Raw genomic sequence first — 24,738 nt, forward strand, 5'->3', positions numbered from 1 at the left:
CCCAAGTGGCTATATACGAAAGTCTTGTCTAGCAGATCGAGTGCTATATAGGACATTTGTATACTAGTTAATGTGCAGTATTTTCAGAATCCAATTCCTTTTTATAACCGTTTGTTGGATCGAATTCATTTTCCATTTTCGCAACAACTACTGTTGCAACAGAGTTACCGATAATATTCGTAATCGCACGTGCTTCACTCATAAATCTGTCTACGCCGATTAAAAGGGCAATCCCTTCGACAGGAATCATAGGAAAGGCAGCTAAGGTTGCGGCTAAAGTTATGAATCCAGACCCTGTAACACCAGCGGCCCCTTTAGATGTCAGCATTAATATACCAAGCAAAGTGATTTGTTGCCAGAAAGATAGTGGCACGTCATACGCTTGAGCGATGAACATCGCAGCCATTGATAAGTATATAGACGTACCATCAAGGTTAAAAGAATAGCCAGTCGGTACAACTAAACCGACTACTTGCTTAGAACAACCGAAGTTCTCTAACTTACGCATAATAAGCGGTAAGGCTGATTCAGATGAAGAAGTTCCAAGTACAATAAACAGTTCATCTTTAATATAATTTATAAATTTGAAAATATTAAAGCCGTAATATTTTGCTATGGAGCCTAATACGATAATGACGAACAAGAACATCGTAATATAGACTGATAACATCAGTTTACCTAATGACCACAATGATTCAAGACCAAAGTTACCGATTGTATAAGCCATGGCACCAAATGCGCCAATTGGGGACAATTTCATAATCATACTAATAATTTTAAAGAAGATATCTGCTACTTGTTCGAATAATTTAACAATCGGTTTTGCAGGGGCACCGATTGAAGCTGTAGCAACACCAAACAACACAGCACAGAATAATACAGGAAGTAATTCTCCAGCTGCAAGAGAACCAAAGAAATTCTCCGGAATTATACCCATGATAAAACTTGTAATGCCATGTTCAGATTCAGCAGCTTGTTTTGTAAATTGTGCTACATCACCTGCAGTTGCAGAAGAAGTATCTAAACCTTTCCCTGGTTGGATAATATGTACTACGATTAATCCTATTGCTAGAGCAATAGAAGATACGATTTCAAAATAGATTAAAGCTTTTCCACCAATTGAACCAACCTTTTTCAGGTTTCCCATACCTCCAATGCCAATTACGACTGTAAGGAAGATAATTGGAGCAATTAACATTTTGATTAGCTTAATGAAAATATCAGCAAGCACTTTTAATTGTGACCCGAAAGTAGGGAACAATGCGCCTACTATAATACCAAGAATGATTGCACAGATGACTTGAACTGTTAAGTTTTTAAAGTTAATTTTCATATGACTGGCCTTCTTTGTAATTTTATTTGGTATCGCTTACAACGATTCCATCATAACGCTGTTGTAAATGTATTTAATGTTATGGTTTTAAAACTCTTTTTGATCATATTGGTCTCGAATTGTGTTAAAATTTAGATTCGCTCCAAAATGCAGTCATATCAAGGGATAAGAAAAAGCCTTGGAGTAATCCAAGACTTAAAAAAACTTAATACACAATTTTAAAAAATCCTTTTGTACTAGTACAGTTGTGTAATTGTTGTTATTTATTGTTAATTTCTTTTTCAATTTCCTGTAAAAATGTTTTACTTACTTGTTTACGATAGTTTTCGTAAATTGGTTTGAAGAGCTTTTGCCATTTTTGTTGTTCATCATATGATAAAGTTCTGATCTGAACATCGGATAATTGTTGTAAACTCTCCAAATCCTTATCATTCATGTGCTTTGAATGTTCAAAATTCCAAGAAGTAGCCTCATTAATAGCCTCTACTACTTTTTCCTGCAAATCGGTTGACAAACTATTATAAAAATCCTCATTCATCATAACAGCGTATCCAAGTACACCGTGATTTGTAATCGTTAAGTTCTTTTGGAGTTTATAAAAGCCCTTAGAGTAAATGTTGGAAATAGTGTTTTCTTGTGCATTCAATTCTTTTTTTTCAAGCTCTGTATATAATTCATCAAACGATGTTGCAACGGGGGTTGCTTGAAATATAGTAAACTGTTGTTGTAAAACCTTACTTGGCATGGCACGCACCTTAAGTCCCTTAAAATCTTCAGAGGTAAGTATCGGTTTGCCAGATGTTAGTATTTGCTTAAAACCATTATTCCAAAAAGCCAATCCTTTAATATTATAGCGTCCTAGTTGATTCAGTAACTGCTCTCCGAAAGGCCCTGTTAAAACTCGCTTCACATCATCTTCTGTATGAAATAAATAAGGTAAATCAAGCACTGACCATGTAGGCAACGTTTTTGTCATTTTTGAAAAGGATGGAGCAATCATTTCTACTTCTCCATTTTCCAATGCTTCCAATTCATTATTATCATTATAGAGCAAACCGTTTGGATAGATCACAACGCGGATACGACCATCTGTTTTTTGCTCTAATAATTCAGCGAATTTTATAGCAGTTTGACCCTTAGGTGTATTTTCCGCCACAATATGACTAAAATTGATAACGATTTGGTCATTTAAACCACCTTGTTCTTCATCGATTGGTAATGAGGAGTCTAATCCGAATTGTTGTTGATAGCCGATGATACCAATAAGTACTATTAAAGTGATGAAAGCTGTAGTAATATATAAACGCATTTATGTACTCCATAACATTTAGACTTTTTTCTTTACATTCTAACATAGTTTCTAATGTTACAATGAAGGCATTCTATAAAACATTCTAGGGGGCGCCATGAAAACAAAGCAAATATCGATGAATAGCAAAATAATGTCGCTCACCTTTTTCCTCATCGTTTTTTCATTATTAGTTGCAGGTATTTTCGTACTTGGTAACATAATGAAAACTAAAGAAAAAGAGCTAGGTACTGAAGCAATGTTAATAGCTAGAACGGTCGGAAAGCTACCGGAAATAAGGGAGCAGCTTGCTTCAAATAGATCCTTTGAGAAGAAGTCTGCTACTATCAATCAAACCGTAGAAGGTATCCGTGTCATAAATAAAGCGGATTATATTGTCGTTCTAGATATGGAGCATAGAAGGTTATCCCATCCTGTCAAAAGCATGATAGGGCAAACATCTAATACCGTTGATGAAAATGCAGCTTTTGTTGAACATTATTATATTTCCAAAGCAAAAGGTGAAATTGGTAGTGTAGTGCGTGCATTCGTTCCTGTTATGAGCGAAGAGCACAAACAAGTAGGAGTTGTAATCGTTGGTTATAGCTTACCAACTGTATTCGAGATTATTAAAAGCATTCAAAATGAAATTATTATAGCGACAATGCTGAGTCTTTTTTTTGGAGCATGGGGGGCATGGGTATTAGGCCGTCATATGAAGAAGCAGATGTTTGGCTTAGAGCCTCATGAAATTGCACGTCTTTATGTGGAACGGACAGAAACATTTAATGCAATGCATGAGGGTATTATTGCGATTGATAAAGAAAACACAGTAACCATTTTCAACAAGAAGGCTCGTCAAATTCTAGGTGTAGAGGGTGATGACTTTATTGGCAAGAAAATCTATCATATTTTACCTGATACACGTTTACCCGAAATTCTAGACTATAACGAACCTGTTTATAACAAAGAGCTCTTCATTAATCAGCACAGTATTATGAGTAATCGCGTGCCAATTGAAGTGAATAATGAAACGGTCGGGGCCATTGCTATTTTCCAAGATCGTACAGAAGTGAATAAGCTTGCAGAAGAATTAACAGGGGTTCAAGAGTTTGTACAAGCACTTCGTATTCAAAATCATGAACACAAAAACAAAATGCATACTATAGCAGGCCTATTACAGCTTGGACATTACGATCAAGCACTAGCTTATATTGTAAAAGTTAAAGAACAACAAGATGATATTACGAACTTCTTAGATGAACGGATTAAAAATCAGAATATTTCCGGCCTATTATTAAGTAAAATTAATCACGGTAAAGAACTAGGCATTGAAGTTGAAATTGATATGAATAGCCAGCTGTCCTATTTACCCGAAACACTAGCATTCAATGATTTTGTAATCCTTCTAGGCAATCTAATTGAAAATGCATTTGATGCACTATTAAATGTAGAACGAGAAGAAAAGCATGTTTTAATAAGTATCGATCAAGATGAACATACCTTATCCATTTTAGTGGAGGATAATGGGGCAGGTATTCCAAATGATAAACTGGAGCAAATTTTTCAAAATGGTTTTACAACAAAAGCTCAAAAAAATCACGGTATAGGGTTATACTTAATTGATGGAATTGTGAAAAAAGGAAACGGTACTATCGATGTATCCAGTACACCTGGTGAAGGTACAAGCTTTTTCATCACTTTTTATTTGTAAAGGAGGGCTTGAGTATGCTTCCCATTTCTGTGTTATTAGTAGAAGATGACCCGATGGTGCGTCAAGTAAATCGCCAATTTATAGAGCGTGTAAAAGGGTTTCGCATAGTCGGTACTGCAGGGAACGGTATCGAAGGGATGAAACAGATTAAGCAGTTGAAGCCAGATCTAGTCGTCATGGACATTTTCATGCCAGAACAAGACGGTATTAAAACGCTGCAAAAGCTTCGTGAAAGTGATACAAAGGTGGATGTCATCACAGTGACAGCTGCTAACGATATGAAAACAATTCAACATGTGTTACAACTCGGAGTATTTGATTACATTATGAAACCATTTACATACGAACGCATTAAACACACTCTTGAAAATTACATGCACTTTAAAGAAAAAGTATCCGAGAAAAACGAATTGACTCAGCGTGAGCTAGATGAATTATTACATCATCAACAAAATACTAGAAAAGAGCCCAATAACTTACCAAAAGGTCTAAACGGTTCTACTTTAGAGAAAATTGTTTCTTATATTGAAAAACAAGAAGCAGCCATTTCTGCTGAAGAAGTTGCCAATGGTGTCGGCCTTGCACGAGTTACAGCGCGTCGTTACCTTGATTATTTAGAAAAACAGCAAAAAGTCGTCATCGATATTCAATACGGTGGCGTTGGTAGACCGATTAATCAATATCGGATTATTCATTAATGTGGTATTACCGCGATTAGTTGAATTTTGGAATTGTTGGAGTTCTACAATTTTTACAAAAAAGATGCCAAGTTAGCAGTTAATTAGAGTTGGTGAAAATATGTCCAGAAAAATAAATAAATTATTAAAAGCATTTCCAATGGAATTAAAGGAAGATGTGATTAAAGTTTTAAGTATAGTTAACCATTCAAACAAGTTAGACTTTTCATATGGTTTTGAGGTTAATTATAGGGGAAGTAAGTTGAATATTCCTGAACGCATATATATTAATGAACCTTCCTTATTACAATACAGTTCATTAACAGATAGACAACAAGTAGTATTAAATTGTGTATTTACAAGGCACCATGATGGTTTTATTAGAGAAGAAAATTTAAAAAAGATAATTAAGCAATGCAATGACTACAATTGGATAATTCCCTATATAATTCAACTTACAGGGGAGTATGTAATCGAAATTTTACAAGTGATCAAAGATAATTTAGATAGTATTGATAAGAGTATCATAAAAGAGTTTATTGCAGAAAATGCAACATTTTATAATACAATTGAAAGTAGAGTAATCAGTTATTGGAATTGTAATTATCGAAGTAAATATCCAGCCAAAACAGATTATGTAGGTTATGAAATCATTGAATATTTCAATGCTTAAATGTTCTTTATATTGAGCTTAATTTTAATGGGGGATCCAATATTTTTTTGGAATCCCCCTAATTTTATTTGGAAAAATCAAAATGCATTTTTCGAACTCATCATCAAATGATAAAAATTCTCCTACCGAATGTGATACAACACTTCATTGATCAGATTTCTACAATAGTAGTAAAAAAGCTTGTGATTCTATAAAATCAACAAGCTCTTTTATCAACCTTTAAATATCTCGGAGTGTACCCCATACTACAGAAATATGTGGTTTCGTATTAACAATCAAATCTTTCATTAAAGAATCATTGAATGATACTTGAATAGATTCCTCGCCATTATTTTTAGTAATGACTAAAACTTCTACTTCTTCTAAATTCAATTCCATTCGTATCCTTTTTCCGTCTCTCCAAATTAATCTTAGTCGATTTATCGCAGGTTCAATAATTACTTCAAGTATTTCGTTATCTCGTCTCAATACAATGTGCTTTCGTTATAATACCAATCCAAGTCTTTGTCTAATATATCTGGTATGGATTCAAATACATCAATCAGTTCATACATTTCTGGGAAAGTTTCGATGGTATTCATCTTCTCTCTAATGATTCTATAGTCTATCAATTATTAAAACGTTTTCTATAGTATAGATTATTATTAAAATAATTATCTCGTTCTTTATAATTTAATTTTTGAAATCGCATATTTCTATGTAAAGAAGACAATTGGTTTTTTCACAAATTTATTACTGCGAATTGTATTAGAGTTCTCCTATTTTCCCAGTTAACTGCATAGATTGGTGATAGCAGACAAATAGTAGAATGAAAGATATTTTTTGTGCAACAATTTAAGATTATGTAGTTTTCATAGGGGGTATGAAGGATGAAGAAGATTATTAATCAACCTGAACAAGTGCTAGTTGATATGTTAGCTGGATACAAGCTAGTGCACGATGACGTGACGTATTTAGAAGATACTCATGTCATTACACGCGCTCAATTTACATCTAATAAAGTCGGCATCATTAGTGGTGGCGGAAGTGGGCATGAGCCTGCACATGCGGGTTTTGTTGGTCTAGGGATGCTAGATGCGGCTGTATGTGGACATGTTTTTACCTCTCCTACACCCGATCAAGTATTTAGTGCTATAAAAGCTGCAGATCAAGGCTCTGGTGTTTTCCTTGTCATTAAGAATTATAGTGGGGATTGCATGAATTTTGAAATGGCAAAGGATCTAGCAGAGTTAGAAGGTATTGCAGTAGACTACGTTATAGTCAATGATGATGTGGCTGTATTCGATAGTAGCTATACAGAGGGGCGTCGAGGAGTTGCCGGCACAATTCTAGTGCATAAAATTATCGGTGCAGCCGCAGAAAAAGGGGCTTCACTTGAAGACATTAAGACGCTAGCAGAAAGTGTCGTAGCACATCTTGCCACTGTTGGCGTTGCTATAAAACCTGCCATTGTTCCTGAGGTTGGTAAGCCTGGTTTTGACTTAGATGAGGATGAAATGGAATTTGGTATTGGGATACACGGAGAACCCGGTTATAGCCGTGAAAAAATCAAAACTTCTCGTGAAATTGCAGAAGAATTAATTCATAAAATTGAAATGGAAACCAAATGGACGACGGATCAAACTCTTGCTGTACTTATTAACGGTATGGGTGCTACGCCACTTATGGAGCAATATATTTTCGCACATGATTGTTTAAATATATTGCAAGAAAAAGGCTACAAAGTACAATTTAAAAAAGTTGGGAATTACATGACTGCTATTGATATGGCAGGTGTCTCTTTAACATTATTACAATTAGAAGATCCGAAATGGCTTGAATATTTAACTGAAAGTACACTAGCGCCTGCTTGGTAAGGGGGAGTTTCTAATGATCATCACAAAAGATTTGGCACAAAAATGGTTCACCGTATTTGCAGAAAAAGTAATTCAAGATAAAGAACAATTAAGTGAATACGATCGTATTATAGGTGATGGAGACCACGGCATGAACATGGCAAGGGGAGCGCAACAATTACTCTCTTCATGGCAAGAGTCTGTACCTCCTCATTTAGCAGATGTATTCAAGCATGCTGCGATGAAATGGATTAGTGGGGTAGGTGGAGCATCAGGGCCCCTATATGGTACAGCGTTTCTTGAAATGGCAAAAGCCATTGGCACGAAAGAAGAGTTACAGCATGATGAATTAATAAATGTAATCAAAGCTGGATTTGATGGGATAAAAAAACGAGGAAAATCAGATATCGGCCAGAAAACAATGCTAGATGTATGGGCGCCAGCTATTGAATCCTTAGAAGAAAAACAGCTAACAACAGAGATATTAGAAACAACTCTAACAAAGGTTACCGAGTTAAAGGCAACTAAAGGCAGGGCATCCTTCTTAGGGGAGAGGTCTATAAACGAAGTAGATCCAGGTGCCGCTTCCTCTAAACTGTTTTTTGAAGCACTATTAGAAGCAGGTGATTTAAATGACGACTAATATCGGCATAGTCATGGTGTCACATAGTAAGGATATCGTAAAAGGTTTGTATGACTTAATACACCAAGTTGCACCTAATGTGTCTATCACATTTGTAGGTGGAACAGTGGATGGTGATATTGGCACCAGCTTTGAAACAGTTCAACAAGCAATTGAAGAAAATACAAGTAATCAACTGTTCGCTTTTTATGATTTAGGTAGTGCCAAAATGAATCTAGAAATGGCTGCGGAACTCTCAGAGAAAGAAATTGAGATTATGGATGTCTCGTTTATTGAAGGTGTCTATTGTACAGCAGCACTATTTGAAATGAACGCGGATTTACCTGCAGTTATAAATGAGTTAGAGAAATTAATGATTAAAAGATAAGGCTAAACTAACTCTGATAGTCTATTAAAGTTCGATAAAAATCACCTCTTTCGTTTTTATTAGAGGTGATTTTTTATTGTATATTTATGTTAAAGTAAATTTGGAGATAGTGAAGAAATGTACTTAATCAAAAAGGACTTTTTGGGTAATCAAGGAGTGCATTAAAAATGTTAATTATTCTTGTAGTATTTAATTAACACTAAAAATGGGAGTGATTAATATGGGAGATACTCTATTTACCGCATTTAGTCTTTCAGGTAACAATGGATTAAGAAGCCATTTAAAAATGAGAGAGAAATCAAATCGTTTTACCCTCATTCAATCTACGGAAATATCTAATAATGTAATGCAGTATCTTTATGATCGCAATGGAATACAAATTTATAGCTATGCATTTCTCTTAGAGGACGAAAATGGCATTGATTCGTATCTTTTTATTGAAAACAATGAAATATTTGAACAATTTGTTTCTCATCTAAAGGAAAAAAACGCAGAAGAGCTTAGCGTTGACCTTTATTTAGATGTTCATAACCATGAGCAGACAGAGCAGAAGTTAAATCAATTGTTCCAAAAAGAAAATACGGAAGATGAATCGTATTTTTGTCATTTATTCGGCCAACAAATGTGGCATGGAAATGCTTATATGGTTGCGAATCGTGCTGCATTACTAGGAATAAAAGAGGCGATTGAAGTTGCTTTAGAAAATGAAGAGTCTAGAGTGACAATGTTTCCTTCTGATGGGGAAGCCTACGATTTGTTTATCAAATGTACAAATGAAGGGTTTGATTGGGAACAAATTAAACTACCTTATCATAATCCAGAGGTAATTGAAAATAACAAAGATCAAACAAAAAAACCTGCTAAATTTTTTGAAAGATTCAAAAGGATATTAGCATTTGCGGATTAATATAACTAATTCCAAGCGAAACTGCAGTGGTTGTTTTTTAATTATTAAAAATAAAATTTATTTTAAAGCTACAATTGACCCTATACAGTTAAAAAGCCAAGAAAACAGGTTTTATTCTTTCGGGATTTTTCGATTTTAAGAAATGGGATACCTCTTTTTGAACCAATCAATATAGATGTATATCCAACGGAACGATTTTTTATTGAGGGGGAAAATGGAGTCGGGAAGTCTACTCTATTAAATTTTATACTTGGAATAGAGCAGTTAGAAACTATAGGTGAATATCGAATAAGTCTACCTCGTCCTCTATCAATACTAAGTCAAAAAAACAAAGTGGATATAGATTATTTTTCAGTGCTCAATCAATTACCTACGAAAGAAGCAAAAGAAGAATATTGGCATCTATTGTATCAATTAGGAATTGAACGTTCTAGCTTTTCCGATAAATCTAGTGAAAATTGGAGCGCTGGTGAACAGAAAAAAGTCTTTTTAGCGAATGCATTATTAGGGGAAAATGAGTTGTTTATTTGGGATGAGGTAACCAACTATTTAGATATGTTCGTGATCAATCAGCTGATAGATTCTATAAAGAAATATCAACCCACTATGATTGCTGTAGACCATAATGAATATTTTGTTAATGCTATAGCTACTAAAAAGATAGAATTAAAATCTTTTTGAAAAATGATTTTGCTGTAGTAGTAAATGAAATCATTTGAAGTACAAGAAAAGGATAAAGAGCAAATTTATTTTGCTCACCTATCCTTGCATTGAAATAACAATTTCTGTGCAGTATTAATAACAAGTTAACGAAAGTACAATTTACAATAATGAGGCCCCATCGTTTAAACCTATTAATATATATTTGTACAGACATATTATCTATTTAAGACCAATCTAATCTTTCCTGTATAAAATAATCCGCTATATATTAAAGCAATTCCTGACATAACGATAATACCTATGAAGATAGACATCTCCCAAGGAGCTAAAAACGCTCCTAATATAAGAGCACCACTACTAATCATACTCGCCCCATTGAATCCTAGCCCAGAGAGAGCAAGGTATGACCCCCTTTTATCTGCTGGTATACAATTAGCCTGCTCGGTTTGAAATACAGGGGAATACATAAGCTCGCCTAAAGTTGCTAATGCACCAAAGAGTAATAGAAGATAGAAATGATTCGAAGAGGTTAAGAAGGTATAACCCAATCCGTACACTGCAAGCCCTAATAGGATTGATTTCTTATTATTCATTGTATTTGTCCATCTTGATACTAAAAAGGTGAAACAAACTACAAGTAATGTGTTTTCAAAGCTCAGCAAGCTAAACATTCGAACGCCTTCAATTTCAAATCCGAAAATCTTCACCGATTTAAAGGTTTCCGCAAGCCGAACACTAATATAGGTACTTAAAGAAAACTCCGCAGAAAAGATAAACATCATACCTAGTGTCAGTTTCACAAAACGATGATCCATTAAAGCTGTTTTATAATTACTAATTAAATCTAACAAGATATTATCATGCTGTTTTTCTATTGTTGGTATAGAATCGCCCTGCAGCCAAATAAGATATGCAATTGCGATAAAAACAGTAGTTACTGTCAAAAAGCTAAATAACATAATTTGATGATTCATATAAAGAAGTCCACCTAAAATTGCACCAAAGCTAATTGATAAATTCAAAAGCCAGTAATCAATCGCGAAGACAGCTTTCCGGTTTTCAGCTGTTGTAGAATCTAATATAATCGCCTGCATGGCTGGTCGTCCAAGATTACTAGATACAACATAAATAAGATACAACGCAGTAAACAACCAAATTAGACGTTTATTTGGAATTAAACAAAGCGTCATCAAAAATAATAGTGCGAATGTCGTAAAAGAAGTTATTAACAGCACCTTTTTTCGGCGAAAACGGTCCGCAATATAACCTCCAACTAAATTAGTAGCAAAATTAATTCCAACTGATAGAAGTAACAGTGAGCCAGCAAATACTTTATTCACTTCATGAGCAAAAAACAAAGCGATAAATGGCATAACTGCATTAAAAGCAATTCGATTAAAAAAGGATGTTATTAATCTCAATTTAATATTTTGTGGTAAATCTTTCAATTTCATATTGTCTACCTCCTAGATTTACTTTATATTAAACTGGACTAATAAGTTAAAAAAGGGACAATTTTATATATTATGTCCACTTTTAGAGGTGACTACTATGGAAGCAGCCTTACTAAAAATCTATCGATCATTTCAATCAGGGACAGTAAAACAAAAGGAGTTAGCAGAATTACTTGAATTAAGTGTGAAGCAAACATCGAGATTACTACATAGATGGGAGAAAGAAGGGTGGCTTAACTATACTCCTGGAAAGGGGAGAGGAGTTCAATCTTCTTTGAGTTGGTTACGTAATATAGAGGAATATTATGAAGGTGAAATGCAAGCTAAATTAAAAAATGAATCAGTGGAAGAAGCAGCCAAGTATTTAAACTTGGATTGGTCTGCAGGAGCAAAACAAAGACTTACAAAGATTTTTCAATCAAGATTCGGTTACGAACAAGACGGAACAGACAAATTAATCATTCCTAAAAGGCATCCCTTTATTACAATTAATCCAATAGAAGCAGCCGATGCTTATAGTGCAAATCTCGTATCAAACTTATATAACCGCCTAGTTCATGTTGATGCTAACGGTGATGTAACGTCGGAAATTGCTCATAGTTGGGAGCAGGATAACGGCAGACTACGACTTTATTTAAGAAAAGATATCCATTTTCATGACGGGTCAATACTAACTGCAAAAGACGTAGTGAATTGTCTCAATAAACTACGAAATCATCCAACCTATCAAAAAATATGGGCACCAGTAGAAGCAATTGTTTCTCCAGCACCTCTTGTGGTTGAACTGCATACGACATGTAGTTATTGTTTACAGCTTTTAGGATTAATTAGTGCAAGTATTTTCAAAGAAACCAACAATCAATTATATGGTACAGGTGCATTCTTTTTAGAAAAAAGTTCCCCTTCGATAACTATCTTAAAAGCCTTTTCAGAATATTTTCAAGAGAGGCCATTGTTAGATACTGTTGAATTTGTTACTGTTCCAAAGGATTTTGATAAAATTTACCGATCATCTCAAACCACAGTATCCACAGATACTATAGATGTGCAAAGTGATTCTGGTTTTGGAATTGTTATATTAAATATTTGTCACGAATCAGCTATACAAAATAAAGCGTTACGGCAGTTTATTCACCATATAATAGCAAGACATCGAGAAGAAATTGTAGATCTAAATCAATATCATCATAATTATTCTCCAAATCATAATGGTTTCCTAATTGGTAACAGTAAGCCATATACAATTGCAGAGGTCGAGTGTCCAAAAGTAGAAAAACCATTAGTTATAGAGTATGTAAATTATACAAAGGATCTAACGATGTGGTTGAAAAACCTATTAGAACATGAAGGCATTCCGGTAGAACTGCGTTATGTGAAATTTCAAGATCAACTAAATAATCGTTGTTTAACAAATAAAGCCGATATTATCATACATGGAGAGATATTTGAGTTAAATCAACAGCTCTCATTCTTTCAATTTATGACAAGTGATAATTCTGCCGCTTCTGATGTAGTACACGCCCATCCATTAATTACTGATCTAATTCAAAAATATGTTGAAACACCATTTGAAGAGTGGACCAATCTAAATTTACAAATAGAAAGAAAATGTATTGATGAGTCTATTTTAATTCCTTTATATTATGAAAAACGTATTATTCCTTTCTCAACTGATATTCAAAATGTAACAATTAAGCATTTTGGCTATGTTGATTTCTCTAAATTGTGGATGAAACCATTAAATTCTGATTAGATTTTTTGACCTGTTTCCATAATTTTATTTCAAACAAGCATTTAAGCAATCACTGTTATATTTAGTTTAAGGAAATTTCTTAGATTTAAAAAGGATGTCTCACGTTTTAACGTGGGGCATCCTTTTATAAGTTATTAAATATTAAAAAACGACAAAAGCGACTATTAGAAATGGTTCTTCGATTTTCTAAACTAAGTAAGAGCTAAAGATCTCTTACCTTGGATAGTAAGAAAATCCTGGGAACTTAACAACAGGATATTTTACTTTTCGTAGGGCATTCAATAGTTCTGGTCCAACATGCAAATTGTCTGCTACTAGGTCAGAAGGGGTAAGCGCCATCCATTGGTTTAAAGATACATCAGCAAACCGATCACTCTTGAACATTTCCAAAAACCACAAACTTTCAGTACCGGTATTTTGAATGTAGTGTCCATTAGCAAATGGCACATAACCGACATCTCCAGCACGATAATCAAATGTTCGAGCTATACCGTTGCCACTAAATACCGTCATGCGTCCCTGTCCAGACAGGTAATACTGCCACTCGTCGTTATTTGGATGCCAATGCAGTTCTCTCATTGCTCCCGGCTCAATCTTGACAAGGGCCGCGGCGATTTTTTTTGAGATAGGAAAGTTTGAAGAGTCTACTATACGTACAGTGCCCCCAGGTATTTGCATTGGTTTTTGCGCTAATAACTTGTGCTTGAACGTTTCAGGAATTGTTCCGTAAGGGGATTGTACCTTTTCACTTTGCAGGGGACCTGGAACCTTGTCTTGAAATATATACACCTGCTTTGATGGTATATTGTCAAACGTACTAATAGGGACTCCAAAATTAGCAGACAATACATCTTTTGGCGTGTGAGCAAACCAATCTGAGATGGATAAAGTATTCAAGTCGGAAAAAGCGCCGTCATCGAAGACGAGTAGGAATTCACAGTGTTCCAACCCTTGGATTGAATGTGGTAGTCCAGGGGGGAAGTACCAAAGATCGCCTGGGCCAACATCAGCAATAAAGTTACGACCTTCTGAATCAATGGATGTAATTCGTGCATGACCTGATATCATAAAAGACCATTCTGCTTGTTGATGCCAATGTAATTCTCGAACACCACCAGCCGTCAAGCTCATGTTTACACCAGCAAGAGTAGTCGCTATGGGCAATTCTCTAACAGTAATCTCTCTTGACCACCCACCATGACTTAACGTCATAGAGGTATCTGAGAATGAAAAATGCATATTAGGGAGTAAACCAGCATCTGTCTTCGGTGGAACTAACATATCAGGGTTTTCAAGATCTCTCATAATATCTCGGGGTCCAGTATCATATCCTCCTTCGCCGTTACTTCGAAAAGGCTGAGGTATATTTTCTTCTATATTTTCGTTCGGATTATCGATTTCATAAACTCCTCTCTTTGGATTACTCGTGGGATAAAAACATACATAATGATATATGATGAGAAATCTGTCTAAATGACTATCTACCTCAAGTAAAGGTGTTTTCTGTATTTGAAGAAGAACTCCAAAATGAATAAATCCGTCCATTTAATTTTCAATGAAGTTTCAGAAATCGCATCCAAATCATTAAGGAATAAGGGGTATGTCTACAAAGCTGCCATCGATCCAAGATCTCCTAATCCATATATTAAGATCCAGATTGACGAAACAAATGAAAAAATCAATAAAGATAATGTTGAACTTCAAAAAGAGATTAAAAAGGCTATTTTCTCGAACACAAAAATGAATTTTACAGTAACGTTAAAAGGACAAAGTGGAGATGAAATTAGAGATCAGAAATGGCAACCAATTTTCACAACTATAAGTGAAGAACTGGATAAGGAATTTGAGGAATACAGAGGATTTGCCTATTCATTTCACCCAAAACTTTTGCAAATCACTATAAAAACCGACTTGGAAAAATCTAAAGGTGAGTGGAATCCAGCTAAAAAGATAAAGAAGATTGAGGAATATGTAAATGAAATTATAAAGCTAAAAAGGGTAGAGTTATTGGTTGAAGCAGTTCCATATCAAATTATTATTAGGAGTAAGGATAACAAGAGAATGAATTAAGTAGAAGAACATAGTCAATTATTTAACTAATTTTGGCCCTTTCCTATGAAAACGGGGTCTAATATCACTGCTTTTATTCAAAAGCTCAAGTTTTCAAGGCTGCGCTAATGGCCCTTAAAGTATTTAGCGGAGAACCTGTAAAACCATGACTTTTTATTAAATAGCACCCCCTAAGGAGGTTTTTCTTGGGGGGTGCTTATGTATAAAATAATTAAAAGGAATTAACATAGTCCTTTCTCTTTTACTTTCAATATCTTATGGAATTATTTTATATGATAAATCTTGATTTGGTCGTAATTTTAATATCACGTACTTTAAGTAGGTCTTCTATTGATTTACGTGATGGATGTCCTGGATTTCCTTGGATTGTAAGGGAACTTATGTTTTTATATTTAAACATATATAGACAATCTTCTTTTTTATGTTTCTTTAGCAGGTTTGATACGGATAAGACAGCTTTATCGTGCAGCTCTTTTGAAAATTTATTCTTCGGTACATTTCCCCAAGCTAGAACAATGATATCGCTTAATTTAATAATTTCCTTTATTTTTTTGAAATTACCCTTCATGGTTTTTTCGAATGATTGAGTATTGTTTTCTATTTCGAGATCCAATAAGTGTGAGTTTTGTTCGAAGTAGGGGAATAAGTTTAATATATTGATGACTCCGTATTGAAATTGCCTACTATCTCTGAAAAAAGAGCAAACTTTATTTACCGTTGGATCGGAATGTTCTCTACTTGCGTTATTAGGATTCATCATTATAATTGTCGCGCTTGATTTTGACTGAAGCGGCGTTTTAAGTTGCAAAAAATAACGTATAGTATTATCTGCTTCTGGATAAATATTAGAGACTATGATTTTTTCTGGGTATGAATATTTTTTATTTTTATTCATGTTTAACAATCCCTTCTTCATCTTTTGCATGTTAATATAATATACCAAAACTTAAAATTTATACATATATTGATATTTTTGATTAGTTAATGGATATCTCATTTTCTACGATTCATGACTGTGAAGGGGCACTTTAATATATACGCAAGTTTTGATTTATAAATATTGAAATCATCATTTTTTATCTTCAGGAAAATAGTAAGTAAATTTATTCTTATACAAAATTTCTTGATTTTGAATAAACATATAAATGTTAATCACTTTAATTTCATGAAATAAGTTACAATTAAAATGTAAAGTTAAGTGCAGGATAAAATTAAAAATGAAGGTGAGTATTATGAAAATAAGAAGATTAGTTGCAACAGACAATATACCAATGGATTTGTTGTTACAAGCCGATCCTTCCGAAGAGATTGTATTAGAGTATTTACAAAGAGGTGAATGCTTTGTGATGGAGGATGAAGATAGCATTATTGGTGTATATGTTTTAATCCCTACACGTCCCGAAACTGCGGAGTTAGTGAATGTTTCTATTCACGAAGACCAACAAGGAAAAGGCTTAGGTAAAATGCTAATTCAGCATTCCATTGCTACTGCCAAGTCAAAAAAATATAAAACAATAGAAGTTGGAACAGGCAATTCGAGCATTTCACAAATTGCACTTTACCAAAAATGTGGATTCCGTATCACACATGTAGATAGAGACTTCTTTATACGTCATTATTCAGAGCCAATTTTTGAAAATGGTATTCAATGTATAGATATGGTCCGACTTTCTCAAGATTTATATTAGGCAATCGGCTTTAAAATAAAACAACTTAGTGTTCTCCTGACGCTTGCTCAATTTAACGAGTGTTTCTAATACTATTCAGGAGTATTAAATACCTCAAAGGCTGCAGAATATGAACGGGAATTAATTGTTAACTTCAATTCTATAATGTCATCGGTCACTACCTATAGAGTAATCTGCCAATTTTATTACATGTTAGCATTACCTCAAATAATTGAATTGTGTTTAACTTGAACTGAGCATCCCTTGAATTTCAAGTGATGCTTTTTAAATTCAGGCTATTGTGAAATGAGAATAGTACTATTCCGCAAATATCTTTGAGTATATAATTGGTGCTTTATTTTTAGAAGATACATCAATAAGAGCAACTTCTTTTATTTGACCAGATATAGTAGCATTTCTTTGTGAACAGTAATCGAATGCTTTAGATAATTTTACTGGAGACAACCTATTCGCTATAGTGCAATGCGGTATCCAACGATTAGGTATGTACAATGAATCCGGGTCATCATTAAATTGGTCAAAATTTTTATGATGGTTAGTATGTAAATCAATCAAGTCCTTTGTAACGGTAGGTGATAACTTGAAATCTTCCTTTTTGGGAATACCATAACGCGTTCTACTTTTCATTCTAATATACACATTTATTTATGTGAATAAATTACATATTTTATCAAGGCATTATGCAGTATTCGATAATGTTTGTAAAGAAGAATCATCGCTCCAGATACAACTTATATTTAACTTCTGTAAAAAAGTGCTTGAAATTGTATATGACTTCCTTTATATTGAAAGAGACTGAAGGGTATCTTTTTTGGAGGTTCAAATGAGAAAAGGTGAATTAACAAGACGTAATATTATTCGGAAATCTGCTACAATTTTTAACAAAAAAGGTTACATGACAACATCGATGAGTGACATTATTCAGGAAACGAATATTCAAAAAGGGGGGATATATCGACACTTTAAGGATAAAGAGCAGCTTATGGCAGAATCTTTTCATTTTTCTACTGAAATAATGCAAAATCATTTAAAGACGAGTGTTTTACAACACGAGAATGCAACGGACAGATTAATGGCATTTGTGGAGGCCTTTTTAGAATTAAGTGAAGGAGAACCGATAGTAGGTGGGTGTCCTATTTTTAACGCAGCCATAGAAATGGATGATTTAGAAGGGAATGCGTTACTGCCATCTATTAATGAAGCAATGGATATGATGATCAATTGGATAGTGAAAATTATAGAGGATGGCATTAGTAATCAGGAGTTGCAGCAGTCTGTACAGCCATACGACACTGCTATACATATTGTGTCAACACTTGAAGGTGGGCTCGTATTAGACCGATTAAAGAATGATGGACAATTAACGAAGATCATAAGCAATAATTTGAAGCAATATATTTCAATGATTGCGACTGAGCGGCAATAAAGCCGTCTTTTTCATAACTAAAAAGAGACTGATGGGTATCTTTTTTGGGGGTTATTATGAAATATTTAGTATACATTGTTTTCGTAGTAATTATTTTATTTTTGAGGAGATATATCATTTTTCATATTTTCACACCGAAAGTAAAAGCGGATAAAAAATACCCGAATTCAACTTATGAAAATATTGAAATTAAGCTGAGTATTGGGACAATTCGAGGATGGCTTATTAAAAGTGAGAAGGCAAGAGGCTGCTTTATATTAGTACATGGATGGAGCTCTAATAAATCAGACATGTTGAGATATGTCGATCCCTTATTAACTAGCGGTTATGACGTAATAATTGTGGATGTTCTTGGTCATGGGCAAAGTGATTCAACAAAAAAACAAGTAGGTATTGAATCGTTTGTCCAAAGTATAACAGCAACGATTGATTGTGTATGGGAGAGGTCAGATATTAATAGTGAAAAAATCTATGTTTTAGGGCATTCAATGGGTGGGATAGCTGCAAGTATTGTGAATTCTACAGATTTAAGAATTCAAGCACTTATTACTGATTCAATGCCTACATCATTAAAGAGTATTAGTAAATCAATGGCTGAGAAAGTAACACTTCCTTATATTCCTTTTGGATGGCTATTTGTCAGCTGGTTTCTATTACGGGGTGGTGTTTTTATAAAAGCTAGAAGAGAATGGTGTTTGGAAATGATACTAAAAAAACAACAGTCCCCATCTCTTGCAATACACTCAATTCAGGATAAAAAAGTACCGATTTCAAACGTGGATGTCCTATTAACTGATAGCAACTTTAAACAAGTAATTAAAGTTGCAACAAAAGGTCACCACAATTGTGTAAAAGATAAATATTTCTGGGATAACGTTTTTCATTTTATAGCAAATCATGAGGGGGATACAGTAGATGAAGTATATTGATACGCTTGTAATTGGTGCAGGTCCTGGAGGATATGTTGCGGCTATTCGCGCTAGTCAGAAGGGGCAAAACGTAACGATTGTAGAGAGAGAGTTTTTAGGAGGAGTTTGCTCAAATGTCGGTTGTATCCCATCAAAAGTGTTGATTTCAGTAGGTCACCGTTTTGAGCAAGCACAGCATTCAGATGATATGGGTGTTATTGCACAAGAAGTAAAACTTAACTGGACAAAAGTGCAAGAATTCAAAAAAGGCGTAGTTTCTAAATTAGTAGGAGGTGTTAAAAGTCTATTAAAAGGCAACAAAATCGACATCTTAAACGGTGAAGCATACTTCGTAAATTCAAACACAGTACGTGTAATTGATGGTGACAACGAACAAACTTACACATTCAAAAACGCAATCATTGCAACAGGTTCTCGACCGGTTGAAATTCCAACATTCAAATTCACTAAACGCGTAATCAACTCAAATGATGCCCTTACTTTACCAGAAGTACCGGAAAAATTAGTTGTCATTGGTGGTGGTTACATCGGTACAGAGCTAGGTTCTGCTTACGCGAATTTAGGTTCTGAAGTAACAATCATTGAAGGAGGTTATGACATCTTAGGTGGTTTCGAAAAGCAAATGACACAAGTTGTGAAAAAAGGTTTAAAGAAAAAAGGCGTAGAAGTTGTGGTTGGCGCATCAGCTAAAAGCGTAGAAGAAAATGAAAAAGGCGTAGTTGTAACTTATGAAGCTGACGGAGAAGAAAAAACAGTTGAGGCTAACTTTGTATTAGTAACTGTAGGCCGTCGTCCAAATACGGATGAAATGGGTCTTGAAGCTACAGGCATCGAATTCGCTGAACGCGGTTTACTAAAAGTAGACAAACAATGTCGTACTTCAGTACCAAACATTTATGCTATTGGTGATATCGTATCTGGTCCACAACTTGCGCATAAAGCTTCTTATGAAGGTAAAGTAGCTGCAGAAGCAATCGCTGGCGAAAATTCAATCGTAGATTACTTAGCAATCCCAGCTGTATGCTTCACAGATCCAGAACTTGCAACTGTTGGTTACAATGAGGAGCAAGCAAAAGCAGAAGGTATCGAAGTGAAAGTAGCGAAATTCCCATTCGCAGCAAACGGTCGTGCATTAGCTATAAATGCGACTGAAGGTTTTGTGAAACTAGTTGCACATAAAGAAGATAACTTATTAATTGGTGCTCAAATTGTAGGTGCTGGTGCATCTGATATGATTGCTGAGATGGCTCTTGCGATCGAGGCGGGTATGACTGCAGAAGATATCGCATTAACAATCCATGCTCACCCAACTTTAGGTGAGATTACAATGGAAGCAGCTGAGGTTATTATAGGGAGACCAATTCATGTTGTGAAAGCATAATGGGTATACTTCGATTATCAAAATGATCATATTGTTTTTTAATAGATTTAGAAATAGAAATACTCAAAATCAGAACCTAATTTGAGCAATCTTTGTTCAAATTAGGTTCTTTTCATATGCAGCTAAATTAATGTTTGAAAAATTATTCAATATTTATTCCAAAGCACCAGTGATAATTCTAGTTCAACTTTAAAAATACGGTTAAATTTTATTCAAAACGGTACGATTTCTTATAAACAGTACAATTTAGTTTCAAATCTCTAACAAATCCTATCAAATCTACACGTAAATTACTCCATTTGGCTCAATAATGGAATAACTTAACTGAAGCCTTACAAATTCAACAAGCCACAGATAATATCTAAATTTAAAAATTATAAGAGAAAAATTCTAGAAATTCAGTTCTTTGTTCTCCCACACACCTAACATAAATATAAATTAGAATATATCTCAAACAAAATTTTACAAGTTCAAATTAAGAAATCTTTAATTTGACTTAAGGTATTTTTAAGATTTCGTATTTATAATAAAGTTACTAATACACTAAAGGGTATAAACAGAATTAAAATTAATATTGAATGCTTGTTTTGGTATCTCGCACTTATACAGAAGTTTATTCTCTAATTGTAATTGATGAATAGTGGAATTAAGTAAGTTTTTTCATATGAAAGAAAAGAACAAAGAAATTACAAAAATGAGAAGTAACCTAATTTTTTTTGTTTAGGTTAATTGTATCTAAAACAGGAGAATCATTTCTCATATCAACAAAACATTAAACAAAAACACCCCTCCTTCGAAGTAGGTTTGGTAAAAACTTAATGAAGTCAAAAAAGCAACTCTTATTGAGTAATATGGTAAAATTTGTAGTGGAGGAAATTCAATTTGAAAAAGAAATATATTTATATTCTATTAACTGATACGGGTACTCTTTTTTCGAAAACCATAAAACAATATACAAAAGCTCCTTACAATCACGCATCTATCGCTTTTGATTTAAATTTAAATGAAATGTACAGTTTCGGAAGAAGGAATCCAAGAAACCCTATAAATAGTGGGTTTGTAAAAGAAGATGTATTAGAAGGTATATATAGGGCATTCCCACAAACAAAATGTGTTCTATATAAATTTGAAGTGGATGAAGAAAAAATAGAAAAAATGAAGAGCATAATAGATAAATTCGAGAAAAATAAAGAATTATATTATTATAATCTACTAGGTATAGTTGGTGTAGCATTTAATGAACCTATTGAACCCCGGAATTCCTTTTTTTGTTCACAGTTTGTGGGAGAAGTTTTAAATAGAGCTGGTGTTATTTATTGGGATAAACGCACATCATTAGTTACACCAAATGATTTTAGAAATTTACCAGGATTTGAAGTGGTATTTGAAGGAATGCTATTTGAATATGAACCTATTAAAAGTAGAATCTTAGTTCAAGAAAGTTGACATTATTCATTTTTTTAAATGTAACATACTAAAAGATTCCATTGATCTTAAAGTAAAACTTATTCATCATAGTGCAAAGATTATTTTGGAAAAGTATTTCAATGTATATTTTTGTTCAACCTTCATTTAAGCTGCCTTCTAATAAATTTTATACGGTTTACTTTTTACAGTATTTTAATATGCTATGATAAAAAGTATAATTATCAAAATATTAGGGGGCTTTAAATTGATTACATTAAAACCGATGAATCAAGAAGAGTTTAATCAGTATCTGTTTTTTGCTATTGAAGACTTTGCAAAAGACAAAGTGACTTCAGGCAATTGGAGTGAAGATGAAGCAATTGATCTCTCTAAAAAAGAATTTTCTCGTCTATTACCAAAAGATGAGAAATCAGAGCATAATCATTTATTCTCAATCTTTCACAACCAACAGTTAGTAGGAATGATTTGGATTGCTCAAACATCAACTACAAATCTAAATGAAGGCTTTATTTACGACTTTATCATTTATGAGCAACATCAAGGGCGGGGTTATGGTAAGCAAGCTATGAAAGAAACCGAAATTTTTGCTAAAAAGCTAGGTATTAATAAAATTGGACTACACGTATTTGGCCATAACAAGATTGCTCGTGGATTATATGAAAAGTTAGGCTATGAAATTACGAATATATCAATGTCTAAATCCATTTAATAAAGGCATACATAGTACATTATTGTATTATTATCAAATAATTTTTTGTAAAACCAATTTAACATTTCATTGTAGAAGAAACATTTCTGAACGATTTTTGTTCAAAATAGTTTCTTTTTATTTGCTATGAAATAAAAATTCTAATTCAAAATGAATTTAATAATGTGGTACGCCTTAATTCAAACAAAAAAATCGCATTTTCATGATTAATTGATTCCGAATGCAATGTCGTTCGTCTTTTAATGAAAGGGGGGATTTGATGATGCAGGAACCGTTTAAACAACTCTATATTTTACATAGTGATGGCATTTATAAATACATATTTTTCATGGTCAATAATAAGGAACTTGCCGAAGATTTGACGCAAGAAACGTTTTTTAAAGCATTTAAGCAATTTCAAACCTTCCGGAACGAAGCTGCAATCATTACTTGGCTAAAGCGAATTGCAAGAAACCTTGTCTATGATTATTATCGCAAGAAGCGATTAATTCAATTCTTACCACTTACATTTAAGATGGAGTATCAAGACGATACACAAACGCCGGTTGAATTACTTGAAACAGCTGAGGAAATGGCGGTTCTTTATGGGGCATTAAGAAAGTTGAAATTAAATCATAGAGAAACGATTGTATTACGAAAAATTGAAGGCCTATCAGTGAAAGAAACAGCCCAATTCCTCGAATGCACTGAAGCGAAGGTTAAAAACAACACAGTTCGTGCAATCGCTGCACTAAAAAAGGTTTTACAAGAAGGGGGTCATGATGATGGAGTGTTTAGATGACAAATTACAGAAATTAAATACAATAAAGCGTTCACAACAGGAGAAGTTACATACGTTTGAAAAACTATCGGATCGGATTGACAGGCTACCCACAAGGAAAATAAATTGGCAAGTTCCTGTAGTACTTGCATCTACTGTTGTTATCTGTATCATTGTACTCCTGACGACTCTTAATAGCCCTTTACAAAAGCCATCATTAACAACAGCTACTGAACCAATAACCAATTTTACTTCTACAGTGGAACTAAAACGCATATATTATGTTGATTGGCCTAATAATATAAGTTTTGACAGCTTTCTAGCAAGAGCTTCAAAACTTTACTTGGATATGAATATAATTGAGGATAAACAACAACTTTCAACATTTAGTTATTATTTTAGTCACCTAAAAGAAGTTCAGCATATAAATAAGAGTGAACTTGAACCTTTTAATGACTTCGTTTTGACAGCAAAAGACAGACGAGAATGGCGCATCAAAATTTATAAAATACCAGGTGAGTCATCAATTTTAAGAGACATGCAAACCAACAGGTATTTTCAAGTCAAAGACGAAACTGGCAACTTTGACGAAAAATTACTAAATGCAGTCTTTGTACAAAAAAATATAAAAGAGTTCTATTTGAGTCTAATTGTGAACGTTATTCCATCATTAGTATTTTTAATACAATATATAGCAATCAGAAACACTTATATTCCTGCCATTCCTAAACTTCAAAGAAAAAATCGAGATCGTATAATTCAATTGGTCATTTGGATTATTAGCTTATTCACCATTATATTTCTTGCTCTTTACTATCATCCAATAAATATACTAGTACTATTATCCATCCTAACATTAGCTATTTTGAGCAAATTTTATTTCGATTGGATATTCATTCGTGAACATCATGATATAAAGTTACAACAAAAATATAAGTTGTATTTAAGTATACAAATTATTATTTACTTATTAATGATTTGTATGTTAATCGTCATCATCCACTAACCATACTCTAAATCGCCCTAATAATCTAAAATTC

At 33.7% G+C, this 24,738-nt stretch carries 25 protein-coding genes; 18 read left to right on the plus strand and 7 right to left on the minus strand.

Going from position 1 to position 24,738, the window contains the following annotated elements; all coding sequences use genetic code 11:
• Positions 1-67: 67 nt before the first annotated feature.
• Positions 68-1,333, minus strand: a complete 1,266-nt coding sequence (locus MKY02_RS10785) for a dicarboxylate/amino acid:cation symporter (protein WP_038181857.1) — start codon at positions 1,331-1,333, stop codon at positions 68-70.
• A 259-nt stretch (positions 1,334-1,592) separates the two neighbouring features.
• Positions 1,593-2,642, minus strand: coding sequence for a DctP family TRAP transporter solute-binding subunit (locus MKY02_RS10790; RefSeq protein ID WP_038181855.1), 1,050 nt, complete (start codon positions 2,640-2,642; stop codon positions 1,593-1,595).
• A gap of 97 nt (positions 2,643-2,739) precedes the next feature.
• Between MKY02_RS10790 and MKY02_RS10795 the strand changes: the two genes are divergently transcribed.
• From MKY02_RS10795 to MKY02_RS10805, 3 genes are all read left to right on the plus strand, one after another.
• Positions 2,740-4,335, plus strand: coding sequence for an ATP-binding protein (locus MKY02_RS10795; protein WP_038181853.1), 1,596 nt, complete (start codon positions 2,740-2,742; stop codon positions 4,333-4,335).
• 14 nt (positions 4,336-4,349) lie between these two features.
• Positions 4,350-5,033, plus strand: coding sequence for a response regulator (locus MKY02_RS10800; protein ID WP_038181849.1), 684 nt, complete (start codon positions 4,350-4,352; stop codon positions 5,031-5,033).
• Positions 5,034-5,133: 100 nt separating this feature from the next.
• The gene (locus tag MKY02_RS10805) at positions 5,134-5,685 is read left to right on the plus strand and encodes a hypothetical protein (protein WP_038181847.1); all 552 of its coding nucleotides are present in this window, start codon (positions 5,134-5,136) and stop codon (positions 5,683-5,685) included.
• Positions 5,686-5,904: 219 nt separating this feature from the next.
• Here MKY02_RS10805 and MKY02_RS10810 read toward each other — a convergent pair whose 3' ends face one another.
• Positions 5,905-6,063 carry a hypothetical protein gene (locus tag MKY02_RS10810; protein WP_155981166.1) on the minus strand — a complete coding sequence of 53 codons (159 nt, stop codon included), beginning with the start codon at positions 6,061-6,063 and terminating at the stop codon, positions 5,905-5,907.
• A 491-nt stretch (positions 6,064-6,554) separates the two neighbouring features.
• On the opposite strand from MKY02_RS10810, the gene dhaK reads away from it, so the two are divergent.
• The 5 genes from dhaK to MKY02_RS10835 all read left to right on the plus strand — a co-directional run bounded on the left by dhaK (position 6,555) and on the right by MKY02_RS10835 (position 10,118).
• The gene (gene dhaK / locus MKY02_RS10815) at positions 6,555-7,541 is read left to right on the plus strand and encodes a dihydroxyacetone kinase subunit DhaK (protein WP_038181845.1); all 987 of its coding nucleotides are present in this window, start codon (positions 6,555-6,557) and stop codon (positions 7,539-7,541) included.
• 13 nt (positions 7,542-7,554) lie between these two features.
• Positions 7,555-8,163 (plus strand): dihydroxyacetone kinase subunit DhaL, encoded by a 609-nt coding sequence (gene dhaL / locus MKY02_RS10820; protein WP_038181842.1) that lies wholly within the window; start codon positions 7,555-7,557, stop codon positions 8,161-8,163.
• Positions 8,153-8,530, plus strand: a complete 378-nt coding sequence (gene dhaM, locus MKY02_RS10825; protein WP_038181839.1) for a dihydroxyacetone kinase phosphoryl donor subunit DhaM — start codon at positions 8,153-8,155, stop codon at positions 8,528-8,530. The genes dhaL and dhaM overlap by 11 nt, the downstream gene beginning before the upstream one ends.
• Positions 8,531-8,750: 220 nt before the next feature.
• Positions 8,751-9,437: a hypothetical protein gene (locus tag MKY02_RS10830; protein WP_076034864.1), complete on the plus strand. Its 687-nt coding sequence runs from the start codon at positions 8,751-8,753 to the stop codon at positions 9,435-9,437.
• A 171-nt stretch (positions 9,438-9,608) separates the two neighbouring features.
• Complete coding sequence (locus MKY02_RS10835; RefSeq protein WP_281489843.1) at positions 9,609-10,118, plus strand: ATP-binding cassette domain-containing protein; 510 nt, start codon at positions 9,609-9,611, stop codon at positions 10,116-10,118.
• Between the two features lie 197 nt (positions 10,119-10,315).
• On the opposite strand, the gene MKY02_RS10840 is transcribed toward MKY02_RS10835, so the two are convergent.
• Complete coding sequence (locus MKY02_RS10840; protein WP_340711162.1) at positions 10,316-11,554, minus strand: MDR family MFS transporter; 1,239 nt, start codon at positions 11,552-11,554, stop codon at positions 10,316-10,318.
• Between the two features lie 97 nt (positions 11,555-11,651).
• Here MKY02_RS10840 and MKY02_RS10845 point away from each other — a divergent pair, with 97 nt between their 5' ends.
• Positions 11,652-13,307 carry an ABC transporter substrate-binding protein gene (locus MKY02_RS10845; protein WP_076034866.1) on the plus strand — a complete coding sequence of 552 codons (1,656 nt, stop codon included), beginning with the start codon at positions 11,652-11,654 and terminating at the stop codon, positions 13,305-13,307.
• A 213-nt stretch (positions 13,308-13,520) separates the two neighbouring features.
• Here the strand turns inward: MKY02_RS10845 and MKY02_RS10850 are convergent, their stop codons facing one another.
• Positions 13,521-14,705, minus strand: coding sequence for an oxalate decarboxylase family bicupin (locus MKY02_RS10850; RefSeq protein ID WP_038183061.1), 1,185 nt, complete (start codon positions 14,703-14,705; stop codon positions 13,521-13,523).
• Positions 14,706-14,816: 111 nt separating this feature from the next.
• Between MKY02_RS10850 and MKY02_RS10855 the strand changes: the two genes are divergently transcribed.
• The gene (locus MKY02_RS10855) at positions 14,817-15,377 is read left to right on the plus strand and encodes a hypothetical protein (RefSeq protein WP_244898239.1); all 561 of its coding nucleotides are present in this window, start codon (positions 14,817-14,819) and stop codon (positions 15,375-15,377) included.
• Positions 15,378-15,645: 268 nt separating this feature from the next.
• Here the strand turns inward: MKY02_RS10855 and MKY02_RS10860 are convergent, their stop codons facing one another.
• Entirely contained in the window at positions 15,646-16,272 is a 627-nt protein-coding gene (locus tag MKY02_RS10860; protein ID WP_076034867.1) for a DUF1643 domain-containing protein, read from the minus strand.
• A gap of 337 nt (positions 16,273-16,609) precedes the next feature.
• Between MKY02_RS10860 and MKY02_RS10865 the strand changes: the two genes are divergently transcribed.
• Positions 16,610-17,065: a GNAT family N-acetyltransferase gene (locus MKY02_RS10865; protein ID WP_038181821.1), complete on the plus strand. Its 456-nt coding sequence runs from the start codon at positions 16,610-16,612 to the stop codon at positions 17,063-17,065.
• A gap of 297 nt (positions 17,066-17,362) precedes the next feature.
• Here the strand turns inward: MKY02_RS10865 and MKY02_RS10870 are convergent, their stop codons facing one another.
• Positions 17,363-17,692 carry a 2'-5' RNA ligase family protein gene (locus MKY02_RS10870; RefSeq protein ID WP_076034868.1) on the minus strand — a complete coding sequence of 110 codons (330 nt, stop codon included), beginning with the start codon at positions 17,690-17,692 and terminating at the stop codon, positions 17,363-17,365.
• Between the two features lie 196 nt (positions 17,693-17,888).
• Between MKY02_RS10870 and MKY02_RS10875 the strand changes: the two genes are divergently transcribed.
• The 7 genes from MKY02_RS10875 (at position 17,889) to MKY02_RS10905 (ending at position 24,704) form a co-directional block, all read left to right on the plus strand.
• Complete coding sequence (locus tag MKY02_RS10875) at positions 17,889-18,491, plus strand: TetR/AcrR family transcriptional regulator (RefSeq protein ID WP_076034869.1); 603 nt, start codon at positions 17,889-17,891, stop codon at positions 18,489-18,491.
• A 56-nt stretch (positions 18,492-18,547) separates the two neighbouring features.
• Positions 18,548-19,420, plus strand: a complete 873-nt coding sequence (locus MKY02_RS10880) for an alpha/beta hydrolase (protein ID WP_076034870.1) — start codon at positions 18,548-18,550, stop codon at positions 19,418-19,420.
• Positions 19,407-20,801: a dihydrolipoyl dehydrogenase gene (gene lpdA, locus MKY02_RS10885; protein WP_076034871.1), complete on the plus strand. Its 1,395-nt coding sequence runs from the start codon at positions 19,407-19,409 to the stop codon at positions 20,799-20,801. Before MKY02_RS10880 ends, lpdA begins: the two co-directional genes overlap by 14 nt.
• Positions 20,802-21,683: 882 nt before the next feature.
• Positions 21,684-22,247, plus strand: a complete 564-nt coding sequence (locus MKY02_RS10890) for a hypothetical protein (RefSeq protein WP_038181807.1) — start codon at positions 21,684-21,686, stop codon at positions 22,245-22,247.
• 226 nt (positions 22,248-22,473) lie between these two features.
• Positions 22,474-22,938 carry a GNAT family N-acetyltransferase gene (locus MKY02_RS10895; RefSeq protein WP_076035337.1) on the plus strand — a complete coding sequence of 155 codons (465 nt, stop codon included), beginning with the start codon at positions 22,474-22,476 and terminating at the stop codon, positions 22,936-22,938.
• A 259-nt stretch (positions 22,939-23,197) separates the two neighbouring features.
• Positions 23,198-23,719, plus strand: a complete 522-nt coding sequence (locus MKY02_RS10900; protein ID WP_168170705.1) for an RNA polymerase sigma factor — start codon at positions 23,198-23,200, stop codon at positions 23,717-23,719.
• Positions 23,703-24,704 (plus strand): hypothetical protein, encoded by a 1,002-nt coding sequence (locus MKY02_RS10905; protein ID WP_076035336.1) that lies wholly within the window; start codon positions 23,703-23,705, stop codon positions 24,702-24,704. Before MKY02_RS10900 ends, MKY02_RS10905 begins: the two co-directional genes overlap by 17 nt.
• Positions 24,705-24,738: the final 34 nt, after the last annotated feature.

This window comes from Viridibacillus sp. FSL R5-0888, from assembly GCF_038009105.1.
GTDB classification, from domain to species: Bacteria; Bacillota; Bacilli; order Bacillales_A; family Planococcaceae; genus Viridibacillus; species Viridibacillus arenosi.